The following is a 12,427-nucleotide window of genomic DNA, read 5'->3' on the forward strand; positions in this document are numbered from 1 at the left end:
TTCCCTCGGTGTCCCCGGCCGCTTCTCGTCCAGTTCGCGGCCCTGTCCCGGGAACCGGCGACCTGCCCCGATTCGTGACGCTAGCACGCACCCCGCCACGGGGCTCCCGGGTGGGGCGCCGTGACGGGGTGCGTGGGCGGGCCGTGGGGTGGTGCGATGGCGTGCTCAGCCCAGGCGGGTGAGCTTCGCGCCGAAGCCCGGCTCGGTCAGGTCCCGGGCGAGGGCCACCGGGACCTTCACCCCGGCCGTCGTGCCGTCGCCCACGGTGAGCGTGCCGACCTCGGTGCCGGCCTTCGCCGTGTGCGGAACGGTGCCGGAGCTGAAGGACAGGTTGACCTTCAGGCCGGACCAGCCGACCGCGGTGACGTCCCGGGTGACCACGATCGGGGTGTGGCCGCCGAGCCGGTCGTCCACGTAGCCGACCACGTCGCCCTTCTTCAGGATCTGCGCCGAGGTCAGCGCGTGCTCGGCGCCGAGCAGCGCCGTCTTGCTGACCTCGTTGACCGTGTCCAGGATCGAGGGCTTGTGCTGGCCGAGGATCGCGCCGACGACGGTGACCGTCTGCCCGCCGACCTTCTTGCGGGCGGCGAACAGCAGGTTGCCGCCGGCCGCGGTGGTGGTGCCGGTCTTGATGCCGATCGCGCCGACCCAGTAGGGCAGCGAGTTGTAGTTCGGCCAGTTGTGGCCGGTCGGGTCGGTCCAGCTGGCGGCGCTGGTGATGGCGACCAGGGCCGGCTGCTTGACCACCGCGCGGCCGAGCCGCACCTGGTCGTGGGCGGTGGAGACGGTGGTCTCCTTCAGGCCCGAGGGGTCGGTGTACGTCGTACCGGTCATCCCCAGCTCCTTGGCGGTGGCGTTCATCTTCTTCACGAACGCCGCCTCCGAGCCCGCGTCCCAGCGGGCCAGCAGCCGGGCGATGTTGTTGGCGGAGGGGATCATCACGGCCGACAGGGCCTGCTTCTCGGTGAGGTGGTCACCGGCCTTGACGGTGTTGAGGGTGGACTCGCCGCTCTTGCTGTAACCGCCCTCCTTCTCCGCCGTCGGGTCCACCTTGATCTTCGGGCCCTCCTGGCCCGGCTTGAGCGGGTGGTCGCGCAGGATGATGTACGCCGTCATGGTCTTGGCGACCGAGCCGATGGCGACGGGCGTCTGCTTGCCGAAGTCGCCCATGGTGCCGAGGCCGTCCACGTCCATCCAGCCCTGGCCCTCGTTCGGCCACGGCAGGTCCACCCGGCCGCCGTCGAAGGTGTAGCTGTCCTTCCCGGTGAGCGCGAGGGTGGGGGACGGGAGCGGGCGCAGGGCCTGTACGACCGCGAAGATGATCACCAGCAGCAGGACCAGCGGGGTCCAGATCTTGACCCTCCGCACGAGGGTGCGGACCGGGGTCTCCGGAGGCGGCGGCGTGTTGGTCAGCTCGGCGAGGAGGTCCAGCGGCGGCTTCGGGGGCAGCGGCTGCTGGGTGGTGCGCTCGGGGCCGACCTGGGGGACGGCGGTGGTCTTCTCGTCGGCGGGCTTCGCCTCCGCCTTGACGTCGTCCTTCAGCGCGACGAACTTGCTGGTGCGCTCGGCATCGGTCTCGGCGGGCCGGTCCTTGCCGCCGACCTTGAGCATGGTGGTGGGCTGGTCGATCTGGCCGGGCTTCGGCTTGACGGCCTTGAAGGCGGTGGTCGGCTGGTCGACGCCCGCGGCGGGGGCGGACGCGGCCTCGGCGGCGGCCCCGGCCTTCTTCGCGCCCGCACCGCCCGCGGCCGGCTTCCGCGGCTCCTTGCCGCCGTCACCGTCACCGTCGGAGTCGGAGTCGGCGTCGGCGTCGGCGTCGTCCTCGGCTTGGGCGGGGCTCGCCTCGGCGTCCGCGTCGTCGTTCTTGGTGCCGCTCTTGGCGTCGCTCCCGCGGTCGCTCTCGGCGTCGGCGGCGGTGTCCGCGTCCGCGTCGGCCTTCGCGGCGTCGTTCTTCGCGGGGGCGTCGGCGTCGGTGCTCGCCTTCACGTCCGCGTCGTCGTCCTCGGCCTCCGCGGTGCCCGCCGCGTCCGCCTCGGCCGCCTTCCCGTCGCGCTGCTCGGCCTCCTGGCCGTCGACGGTCTCCGCGTCCTTCGCGTCCTGCGAGTCTGTCGCGTCCGTCGCGTCCTTCGAGTCCTTGGACTCCGCCCCGGCCACGTCCTCGGCCTTCGCGCCGGACTCGTCGCCCGCGTCCTCCTCCGACGCGGCGTCAGCGTCCTCGGCGGCCCCGGAAGTCGGAGCCGCGCCCTTGGGACCGGTGTCCGCCTCCGCGTCGTCGTCCTCGGCCCCGGCGCCCGCCTGCGCCGTACCCTCGGCCTCCTCGGGCCCGCCGGTGTCCTTCCCGGACCCCTTCCCGTCCTCCGTGGCCTCGTCCGCGCCCTCGGCGGCGGCCCCCGCCGCGTCCTTCCCGGCCCCGTCCGCCCCGTCCGCCTCGTCCGCGTCCTTCGCGCCCGCGCCCGAGTCCTTCCCGGCCCCGTCCGCGTCCCGGACCCACGAGGAGACCGCGCGGTTCAGCGCGGTGTCCTCTTCGAGCGGCTCGGCGGCGCGGACCGAGAGAACCTTCGTCGCGGTGTCCGCGCCGCCGTTCGAGGAATCCTTTTCCCCGGCTTCCCGGGCGACCGCGAGGCGCGGATCACGCGCCTCGGGAACCGAACCCGCGCTCCCCGACGTCGCTCCTGCCGACGACTGACGCTGCTTCGACCTGTCGGGGGACTCGCCCGCCACCGATGCCTCCTCCATGCGCCGCACGCCCACGCGCGCGCCCTGTCCGAACCATGTACCAGTGTCCTGTGTGAGGGCTTGGCCCCTGTGGTAGACGAGAACGACATACCTACCGGTTCCCTCACGAACCGGTCACGCACCCTCGACAGACCAATGTGAGAGGGGTCACCCTGTCATTCATCCACGCGGGGAGGCATGGATGGGCAGGAGCCGCAGAACACTTCCGGAGGAGCTTCTGCTGCTGGCACTGGACCCGGCCACGGGTACCACTGCGCAGCCGCAGTCGCTCGACCTCGGTCTGGCCGGTGCACAGCTAGTGGAGCTGGCGCTGGCCGGACGGATAGCCCCAGACGGGGATCGTATCGCCGTGGTGGTGCCACGGCCGACAGGAGATCCAACTCTGGACTGCGCGTTGGAGTTGCTGCGAAGGCGCGGCGCTCCGGTACGCGCCGTCCACTGGATCGGCGGGCCCCGGCTGGGGCTGCGCCAGACGTACCTCTCGCACCTGGAGCGGTGTGGCATGGTCGCCGCCGTGCCCGGCCAGATGTGCGGGGTGCTGCCGACGACGCGGTACCAGGCGACCGACACCGCCATCAGCCGGGAGATCCGTGCCCGGCTGGACTCCGCGATCCGCACCGGCGTACCGCCGGACCCGCGGACCGCGGCGCTCGCCGCCCTGGCGCACGCCGTCGGGCTGGGCAAGCACCTGTACCCGGGGAACGAGGGCCGATCGTCCCGCTCCCGGCTGCGGGACCTGATCCGGCACGACCCGATGGGCGGGCTCGTCGCGCACGCCGTGATGGACGTGCAGAACGGCGCGGCCGCGCCGCCGCGCCGTGGCCCGGCCGCACCGGGCCGGCCGGCCGCGCCCGGTGCCCGCTCCGCGCCCGAACCCGCGCACGGGGTGCCGATGCAGCCGCGCCACGGTTCCATGGCGCGCGCCGTGGCGCACTGAGGCCGTAACGCCCGCGCCCACGAACCCGGTTCGGGAGCCGCCCGGCCGGGCGGGGTGGCGGGACCCTGTGGTCCCGTCCCCCGCTCGGCCGCGATCCCGTCCCCGGCGCACCTCGCGAACTGACGCCCGAACCGACGCGTACACGTGCCGCATATCCAGCATTTCCCAGCGGTGACAAGCGCGTTGGTGGCAATCTGCTCAGCAGCAGATACGGAAAGTGTCAGTACAGGCAGCAGCCGGAGGTGCACGTCCTGTGGCGTCCAATGTCAATCCCACCGTCAGGCGGCGCCGGCTGGGCCAGGAGCTGCGCAGACTGCGCGAGCAGAAGGGCATGACGGCCGAGGAGGTCGCCGAGCGCCTGCTCGTGTCGCAGTCGAAGATCAGCCGCCTGGAGAACGGCCGCCGCAGCATCAGCCAGCGCGACGTGCGCGATCTGTGCGGGGTCTACGAGGTCGAGGACCAGCGGATCGTCGACTCGCTGATGGAGATGGCCCGGGACTCCCGGCAGCAGGGCTGGTGGCACACCTTCGGGGACATTCCGTACAGCGTCTACATCGGCCTGGAGACCGACGCCGAGTCGCTGCGGGTCTACGAACCCCAGATCGTGACCGGCCTGTTGCAGACCCCGGCCTACGCCGAGGCGCTGGTGCGCGGCGCGCTGCCGGAGACGTCGAGCGCGGAGATCGAGAAGCGCGTCCGGGTGCGCATGCGCCGCCAGGACCGGATCAACGACCCCGCCAACCCGCTGCGCCTGTGGGTGGTGCTGGACGAGGCGGCGCTGCACCGGGTCGTCGGCAGCAGGCTGGTGATGCGCGAACAGCTGGAGCGGCTGCTGGAACTGGCGGACCTGCCCCATGTCACCGTGCAGGTGCTGCCGTTCGAGGTGGGTGCCCACCCGGGCCTCAACGGCCAGTACGCGATCCTGGAGTTCACCGACACGGCCGACTCCAGCGTGGTCTACCTGGAGGGCGTCACCAGCGACCTCTACCTGGAGAAGGCGCAGGACGTGCAGAAGTACGCGGTGATGTACGAGCACCTGCGGGCGCAGTCCCTCAACGTGGAGGCGTCCCGGCAGCTCATCGACAGGATGGCGAAGGAGTACGCGCAGTAGGCCCCGCCACGGCGGCGCGTGATCCTACACGGTGAGTGCGCCTGTGTGGAAGGAAGCCCTGGAATATGCCATCCGGTCGAGTGAACGGCCCCTCCCGTCCCGGGAGTTGCCCGGTAGCGTCGATCACGCCAATCGGTCATCGCGGTTGGCGCGAACCGCACTACCGCAACTCGCACACAGGAGTGGACATGGCATTGATTCAGGGCGCTTCCGAGACGTGGATGAAGTCCTCCTACTCCGCGGGCAACGGCGCCTGCGTGGAGGTCAAGTCGCCCGCCACGGCCGAGCTCGCCGTCCGCGACTCCAAGGTCACCGAGGGCCCGGTCCTGGCCTTCCCGGCCGACGCGTGGAACGCCTTCGTGGCCTCGGTGAAGGCGTAAGGGGCTCGCCCCTGACCCTCGTTCCGAGCACCACAACCGCACATGCACCACCCAAGAGCCCTCTCGACCAGTCGCCGTCCTTGCCGAGAGGGCTCGCTCGTGCTCCGGCTCAGCGGGCCCGCACCGGGAACGCCACGTCACACACCGGGTCCTCGGGTCCCGCCGCCGCCCAGTCCGCGAAGTAGATTTCGCGGCAGGAGCCGGCCGTCTCCAGGCCCTCCCGGGCCAGCCACTCCTCGACCGCCTCGAACGCGGCGAGGATCTGCGGATGCGCCACCTGCGCCTTGGTGATCCGGGTGTACGCCAGCCGGGCCGCCGGCTCCACCCGCACCCGGGTCTCCCGGACCCGGCCCCGCCGCTCCACCCAGGCCCGCGCCGCCGCCTCGTCGGCCACCGGCACACAGGTCTCGGCGGGTCCGTCGCTCTCCATCGACACCTCGGCGTGATAGACGACGAACGGCGCCCCGGCGACACCCCCGCACTCCCGGGCGGCCGCCTCCAGCCGGCCCAGCGACGCGCCGATCCACGCCGGCAGCTCGTCCGCCAGCGTGTGCCGCGTCTCGGTGATCACCACCTGCGCCGGCACGTCCACCGTCTCGATCACGAACTTCCCGTACATCTCGGAGCTCCTCCCCGACAGTCGTCCACGGAGGTACTCGACGAGGGTCCGCTGCCCGGCCACCCGGGACTCCACGTCCGCCCAGTAGGCGGCCAGCAGTCCGGCCGCCTCGGCGCCCTCGGCCCCGACCACCTCGGCGATCCGGGCCAGTGGCATGTCCAGCTGCCGCAACAGGGCCACCAGACGGGCGCGTTCGACCTGATCGACGCGGTAGTAGCGGTAGCCGCTCGCCTCGTCGACGTACGCCGGGGCGAGCAGACCGAGCCGGTCGTACAGCCGCAGGGCCTTCGCGGACAGCCGGGCCCGCGCGGCGAACGCGCCGATGGTGAGCGGTTCCTCGTGCACCGTGTCATCCTCCGTCACCGGGCGGGTTCCTTCCCGCCCGGCGACAGGGACGCTCCGCCCTGCCCCAGGGGCAAGGTCAAGGGGCGGCGGTCAGCCGAGCTGCGCCTCGATCGCTGCGACGACCTCCGCCGACTCCGGCTCGGTCTGCGGCGAGAACCGGGCGACGACCTCGCCGTCCCGGCCGATCAGGAACTTCTCGAAGTTCCAGCGGATGTCGCCGCTGTGGCCCTCGGCGTCCGCGAAGCCGACGAGGCGCCGGTACAGCGGGTGCCGGCCCTCGCCGTTCACCTCCACCTTCTCGGTGAGCGGGAAGGTCACGCCGTACGTCGCCGAGCAGAACTCGGCGATCTCCTCGGCCGTGCCGGGCTCCTGCCCGAGGAACTGGTTGCACGGCACGCCGAGCACGGTGAAACCGCGTGCGGAGTACCGCTCCTGGAGCTTCTCCAGGCCGGTGTACTGCGGGGTCAGGCCGCACTTGGAGGCCACGTTCACGATCAGCACGGCCTTGCCCGCGTACTGCGGCAGGTTCGCGGCGCCGCCGGTGAGGGCGCCGATCTCGACATCGAGCACGGTGTGGTCAGCAGTCGTCATGGGCGTGATGGTATGCGCCCCGCGCCCGAAGCGGCGGCGTCGACCAGTACGTCCCCCGCCGCCGTACGGCCGTACAGCACCGCCCGCCCGGCCCGCCGCCGCGTCACCAGCCCCGCCTCCCGCAGCACCTTCAGATGGCGGCCCACCGAGCCCAGCCCCTGCCCGGTCACCGCCGTCAGCTGGGTGGTGGTCAGGGGTGAGTCGAGGAGCACCAGGACGCCCGCGCGGGCCGGGCCGAGGAGCGCGCCGAGGCCCGCCGGGACGGCCCGGTCGCCGGTGCCGGCGAGCACCCCGGCGCAGGGGTAGATCACCGCGTACCGCTCGCCGTCGTCCCAGGACACCCAGCCGTGCCGCTGCGGGGTCACCGGCACGAAGACCATCTCGGCGCCGGATATCTCGCGGGGCGGGTACTCGTGCCGGTTGATCTGGAACCGGTTCTGCCCGAGCCACCGGGTGCGGCCCGGCCGCAGCGAGTCCAGCACGCTCGCCCAGCCGGCCCGGCCGGCCTGCGCCGTCCGCGCCAGCACGTCCGCCTCCAGCACCCGCCGCTGTCGCGCCCAGTACGGCCGTACGGTCTCCTCCCACACCCACTCCAGCAGGGCGGCCGCCCGCTCGGGCAGGTCGTCGCGGTCCAGCGCGGCGGGCAGCGGCCCGGCGAGGGAGGTCCGCAGATGCGCCCGGGCCAGCTCCGGTGCGACCGAACGCACCCGGGCCACCTCGCGCGCGAACTCCTCGTCCGCGCGCGGCGTCGGCGTCAGGAAGTCCGCGATCCACTCCCGGCCCAGTCCCGCCCGCACCAGCCTGCCCGTCACCGGCTCGGACGCCAGCAGCGCGCGGTAGCCGGGCAGGTGCTCGCGCAGCCACTCCCGCTCCCCGGGATGCGCCGCGTCGCCCGCGTGCAGCAGCTTCAGCCGCGCGAACGTCTCCGCGAGCGGCGAGACGACGAACCTGCTGCGCGCGAGCGTGTCCGCGTTGAGTTGCCACCAGCCCACGGTCCCCCCGGTGCCTGTCGTCGGCCTTTCGCGCTGCCGCGAAACACTAACCGGTCCGCGCCCGCCCGCCCGAGACTCCCGGTATGCCCAGTTACGGATCCCTGTTCCGCGCCCCGGAGTTCACCCCGCTCTTCCTCGGTACGGCCGCGCAGACCGCCGCCCAGACCGTCGGCGGGCTCGCCCTCGGCACCCTCGTCTACCGGGCCACCGGCTCCCCGCTGCTGTCGGCGGTGAGCATGTTCGGCCCCTCGCTCGCCCAAGTCCTCGGCGCCACCGTCCTGTTGTCGGGCGCCGACCGGCTGCCGCCGCGTACGGCCCTGTCCGCGATCGCGCTCGTCTTCGCGGCCGGCACTGCGCTCCAGGCGCTGCCGGGACTGCCGGTCGGCGCGGTCTTCGCGCTGCTGCTGGTACTGGGCCTGGTGGCCTCGCTGGGCGGCGGGGTCCGCTGGGGACTGCTCAACGAGATCCTCGCCAAGGACGGCTATCTGCCCGGGCGTTCGCTGTTCAACATGATGAGCGGCCTGACGCAGATCGCCGGGTTCGCCACCGGCGGCGCGCTGCTGGCCGCGCTGTCGCCCCGCGTCTGCCTCCTCCTGTCGGCGGCCCTGTACCTGGCGGCGGCGGCCGTCCAGCGCCTCGGCCTCTCCGCCCGGCCGCCCCGCACCGCGGGCCGCCCGTCCGCCGCGGCCACCTGGCGCGCCAACGCCGAGCTGTGGTCGTCCCGTTCGCGCCGCCTCACCTATCTGGGGCTGTGGATCCCCAACGGCCTGGTGGTCGGCTGCGAGTCCCTGTACGTGTCGTACGCCCCGCACGCCGCCGGGACCCTGTTCGCCTGCGGGGCGTTCGGGATGTTCGCCGGGGACGTGACGGTGGGCCGGCTGCTGCCGCCCCGGGTGCGGCGCGGGCTCGCCACGCCGCTGCTGCTCGTCCTCGCGGTGCCGTACCTGGCGTTCGGCGCGCACCCGTCGCCGCCGGTCGCGGCGGTGTGCGTGACCATCGCCTCCGTCGGCTTCGGCGCGAGCCTCGTGCAGCAGGAGCTGCTGATGGAGCGGACCCCGGGCGAACTCGCCGGGCAGGCACTCGGGCTGCACTCCTCCGGGATGCTGACCATGCAGGGCGTGAGCGCGGCTCTGGCCGGCGCGGTGGCGCAGCTGACCTCGCCCGCCACCGCGATGGCGGTGATGGCGGCGGGCTCGGTGTGCGTGACGCTGGCGCTGGCCGCGGCGGGCCGCCGTGCCCGCCTGGACGCCCCTATGCGGGCGGCGGCAGCGACTGCTCGGCCCAGATGACCTTGCCGGTGGGCGTGTAGCGGGTGCCCCAGCGGTGGGTCATCTGGGCGATGATGTACAGCCCCCGGCCCCCTTCGTCGTCGCTCGCCGCGTGCCGCAGATTCGGGGTGGTGTGCCCGGTGTCGGAGACCTCGCAGGTCAGGGTGCGGTCGCGGATCAGGCGCACCTGGATGGGGCCGCCGACGTAACGGATGGCGTTGGTGACGAGTTCGCTGACGATGACCTCGGTGGTGAACGCCAGCTCGGCCAGGCCCCAGTCGTCCAGCTGCTTGCTCACACTGCTGCGCAGCGCTGCGACCGCGGCGGGATCGGCGGCCGGCTCCCACTGGGCGAGCCGGGTGCGGTCGAGCAGCCGGGTACGGGCCAGGAGCAGCGTCGCGTCCTCGTCCACCGCCCCCGGCAGCAGGGCGCCCACCGCCCGCTCGCACAGCTGGTCCAGCGGCGCCCCCCGGCCGGCGAGGACGTCGGCGAGCCGCCGTACCCCCGCGTCCTGCCGGTCGGCCGTCTGGAGCAGGCCGCCGGTGAACAGGGCCAGCAGGGTGCCCGGGGCGAGCCGCAGCTCGGTGGTCCGGTACGGCAGGCCGCCGACGCCGAGCGGCGGCCCCGGCGGCACGTCGAGGCCCCGGGCCACCCCCGTGTCCCCGTCCACCGCCACCGGCGGCGGGCCGCCCGCCCGCGCCATGCTGCACCAGCCGGAGACGGGGTCGTACACCGCGTACAGGCAGGTCACCATGGACTCGTCGGCGGGCGGCGGGGTGCGGCCCGGGACGTGCCCCGGCACGGGGGCGCGTTCGCGCGCGCTCTGCTCGGCGAGGTCGTCCAGCCGGGTGAGGACCTCGTCCGGGGCCAGGTCGAGCCGGGCGAGGACCCGCAGGCCGGTGCGCAGCCGGCCCATGGTGGCGGCGGCGGGCAGCCCGTGCCCGAGCACGTCCCCGACGACCAGCCCCACCCGGGCCCCGGACAGCGGGATCACGTCGTACCAGTCGCCGCCCACCCCCGAACCGTTGTCCGCGGGCAGATAGCGGCTCGCCGTGTCACAGGCCGTCTGCGGCAGCAGCCTGCCCGGCAGCAGGCTGCGCTGGAGCTTGAGGGCGGCGCTGTGGCCCCGGGTGACCACCGGCAGCAGCAGGAAGCCGACCAGAAGCGCGCCGAGCCCGAGGACGGTCACCCCGCCGGTCGGCCCGATCAGCGGCAGGTCGACGGTGCCGGCGCCGTACCCCGGCCGGGCGTAGACGACGAAGGCGGCGTACAGGAACAGCGCGGCCATGATCAGCCCGCCGAGCCCCGGCATCAGGCCCTTGCAGATCAGGTCCCGGGGGCTGCGGGTGAGGACCTTGCGGTGGTGCCAGAGGCAGGCGAACCCGGTCAGCCCGTACTGGAACGCGATCGCGAGGCCCACCGAGTCGACCGTGTCGGCGAGCACGTTGTGGCTGAACGACGTCAGCAGCACCAGCAGCGCGACGGAGGCGGCGCCCATGCCGAGCGTGGCCCAGGTCGGGGTGAGGAACCGGCGGTGCACCCGCGCGAACCGGGCCGGCACCGCCTTGTGCACCGCCATCGAGAAGACGGTCCTGGCCATCGGCAGGATGGTGGTCTGGGCGGAGGCCAGTGCCGAGGTCAGCACCATCAGGATCAGCAGCCGGGCCAGCAGCAGCCCCGCGTCGTGACTGCCGAAGACGGCCTCGCCGAGACCCGAGAACACATCGTCCGAACGGTCCCTGTTGCCGAGCCCGATGCCGGTGGAACCGACGCCCGCGAACGCCTGCGCCGAGGTGGCGACCAGCCCGTACAGGACCAGCAGCAGCACGGGGGACAGGACCGCGGCGCGCCCGGGGACGCGGGTGCTGTCCACGGTCTCCTCGTTGACCGACACGGCGGTGTCCCAGCCCCAGTAGATGAAGACGCCCGCGAGCAGCCCCGAGGTCAGGGCCCGGGCGGAGGACACCTCGAAGGGGTTGAACCAGGAGGCGGAGACGTGGATCGCGGTCGGCGGCGGATCACCGTACACCCGTACCAGCGCGGCGACGGCGAACAGCAGCAGCACGGCGACCTCCAGGCACAGCAGCCAGCGCTGTACGACGGCGGAGACGTGGATGCCGACGTAGCAGATCCCGGTGAGCACACCGATCCACACGATCCCGGCGACGGTGACCCACAGCCGGCTCTCGCCGAGTTCACGCAGGCCCACCAGCCGGTATCCGTAGGCACCGGCGACCGTGGCGAGGTTCGCCATCACGATGATGTTGGCGACGATCAGCCCCCACCCGCCCATCCACCCGGTGCGCGGCCCGAAGGCCCTGGTCGCCCAGGTGAAGGTGGTGCCGCAGTCCGCGTTGCCCGCGTTCAGCTCCCGGAAGGCGTACGCGATCAGCAGCATCGGCACGAACGCCAGCATGGTCACGACCGGCGCCTGCGGCCCGACCCCCGCCACGATGATCCCCAGCGTGGCCGCGAGGCTGTACGCCGGTCCGGCCGACGCCAGCGCCATGGCGACCGAGGAGAACATCCCCAGGGAGTTTCCGCGCAGCCCCTTGCGTCCGGCCTCGGACCCCGGAGCGGGCCGGCTCCCGGACACGGCACCGCTCCCGAAAAGCCTCACATTCGATTCCAACGCGGGGCCGACGGGGGTGCAAATACAGAGGAGCGGTGCCGTCCCCGTCCGGTCCCCCACCCTCCCCGTCCCGGTCGCGGGAGCGGACCACGTGGGGCAGCATGAACCTGCCGATAGTGAGGCGATCACGGATCAACCGGACATCGACGGGTTGGCGGAAGGGAACGGATGCCATGGGTAGCGGCGTGTCGAGGGGCGGACGACGGCTGCGGTACCGGGGCGCGAGCGCTGCCGCGGCGGTACTGGCCACCGCGCTCACCCTGACGCTGGCGGCCTGTGGCGGCGGCGGCAACAACCAGGGCGGCGGCGCGACGTTCACCCCCCGCCCCACGGCCCCCGCCACCGAGTCCTTCACGGGCACCCCGCCCTCCCCGCTGTCCTCGGCCGCCTCCTCCGCCATCGCCTCGGCCCGCGCGTCGGCCTCGGCCGCGGCCGCCTCCGCGTCGGCACGGGCCGACGAGTTCGAGGCCTCGGTCGCCGCCCGCACCGAACAGGCGAACCAGCAGGCACACCAGCGGCTCGCGAAGGTACAGGGCCGGGGCAACGCCGCCTCCGACGTTTCCCTCAGCGGCATCCCCCGCTCCGAGGTCGGCGACCTCCAGGCCGCCCACGTCAACATCCACAACTCCTCGGACCGCACCGCGAACTTCGCCGTCCAGATCGACTTCCGCGACGCACAGGGCAAGGTCGTGGAGACCCGCTACGTCGGCGCGGAGAACGTCCGCGCCGGCCAGACGGTCCACCCCTACGCCATCAGCCACCAGCCCCCGGAGCCACGGCTGACGGCGGTGGTGGCGAAGGCGGAGCGGTACTGAC

At 73.3% G+C, this 12,427-nt stretch carries 10 protein-coding genes; 5 read left to right on the forward strand and 5 right to left on the reverse strand.

Annotation, left to right across the window (positions count from 1 at the left end; all coding sequences use genetic code 11):
• Positions 1-165: 165 nt before the first annotated feature.
• Positions 166-2,721: a D-alanyl-D-alanine carboxypeptidase gene (locus HZZ00_RS02070; protein ID WP_257585618.1), complete on the reverse strand. Its 2,556-nt coding sequence runs from the start codon at positions 2,719-2,721 to the stop codon at positions 166-168.
• Between the two features lie 196 nt (positions 2,722-2,917).
• Here HZZ00_RS02070 and HZZ00_RS02075 point away from each other — a divergent pair, with 196 nt between their 5' ends.
• The 3 genes from HZZ00_RS02075 to HZZ00_RS02085 all read left to right on the forward strand — a co-directional run bounded on the left by HZZ00_RS02075 (position 2,918) and on the right by HZZ00_RS02085 (position 5,164).
• Positions 2,918-3,673, forward strand: a complete 756-nt coding sequence (locus HZZ00_RS02075) for a GPP34 family phosphoprotein (RefSeq protein ID WP_180330606.1) — start codon at positions 2,918-2,920, stop codon at positions 3,671-3,673.
• Between the two features lie 253 nt (positions 3,674-3,926).
• A complete protein-coding gene (locus HZZ00_RS02080; RefSeq protein ID WP_180330607.1) occupies positions 3,927-4,784 on the forward strand; it encodes a helix-turn-helix transcriptional regulator in 858 nt (285 codons plus the stop codon).
• 188 nt (positions 4,785-4,972) lie between these two features.
• Positions 4,973-5,164 (forward strand): DUF397 domain-containing protein, encoded by a 192-nt coding sequence (locus tag HZZ00_RS02085; RefSeq protein ID WP_070023822.1) that lies wholly within the window; start codon positions 4,973-4,975, stop codon positions 5,162-5,164.
• 109 nt (positions 5,165-5,273) lie between these two features.
• Here HZZ00_RS02085 and HZZ00_RS02090 read toward each other — a convergent pair whose 3' ends face one another.
• The 3 genes from HZZ00_RS02090 to HZZ00_RS02100 form a co-directional block, all read right to left on the reverse strand.
• Positions 5,274-6,146, reverse strand: coding sequence for a MerR family transcriptional regulator (locus HZZ00_RS02090; RefSeq protein ID WP_180330608.1), 873 nt, complete (start codon positions 6,144-6,146; stop codon positions 5,274-5,276).
• Positions 6,147-6,218: 72 nt separating this feature from the next.
• A complete protein-coding gene (locus tag HZZ00_RS02095) occupies positions 6,219-6,719 on the reverse strand; it encodes a glutathione peroxidase (RefSeq protein WP_180330609.1) in 501 nt (166 codons plus the stop codon).
• On the reverse strand, positions 6,716-7,711 hold the full coding sequence (locus tag HZZ00_RS02100; RefSeq protein ID WP_180330610.1) for a helix-turn-helix transcriptional regulator: 996 nt from the start codon (positions 7,709-7,711) through the stop codon (positions 6,716-6,718). Before HZZ00_RS02100 ends, HZZ00_RS02095 begins: the two co-directional genes overlap by 4 nt.
• Before the next feature lie 83 nt (positions 7,712-7,794).
• Between HZZ00_RS02100 and HZZ00_RS02105 the strand changes: the two genes are divergently transcribed.
• Positions 7,795-9,000, forward strand: a complete 1,206-nt coding sequence (locus HZZ00_RS02105; protein ID WP_180330611.1) for an MFS transporter — start codon at positions 7,795-7,797, stop codon at positions 8,998-9,000.
• On the opposite strand, the gene HZZ00_RS38185 is transcribed toward HZZ00_RS02105, so the two are convergent.
• A complete protein-coding gene (locus HZZ00_RS38185; protein WP_257585620.1) occupies positions 8,963-11,575 on the reverse strand; it encodes an amino acid permease in 2,613 nt (870 codons plus the stop codon). The genes HZZ00_RS02105 and HZZ00_RS38185 overlap by 38 nt on opposite strands.
• Positions 11,576-11,784: 209 nt before the next feature.
• On the opposite strand from HZZ00_RS38185, the gene HZZ00_RS02115 reads away from it, so the two are divergent.
• Positions 11,785-12,426, forward strand: coding sequence for a hypothetical protein (locus tag HZZ00_RS02115; protein ID WP_180330612.1), 642 nt, complete (start codon positions 11,785-11,787; stop codon positions 12,424-12,426).
• The last annotated feature ends 1 nt before the right edge of the window (position 12,427 follow it).

The organism is Streptomyces sp. NEAU-sy36 (assembly GCF_013423905.1).
GTDB lineage: Bacteria > Actinomycetota > Actinomycetes > Streptomycetales > Streptomycetaceae > Streptomyces > Streptomyces misionensis.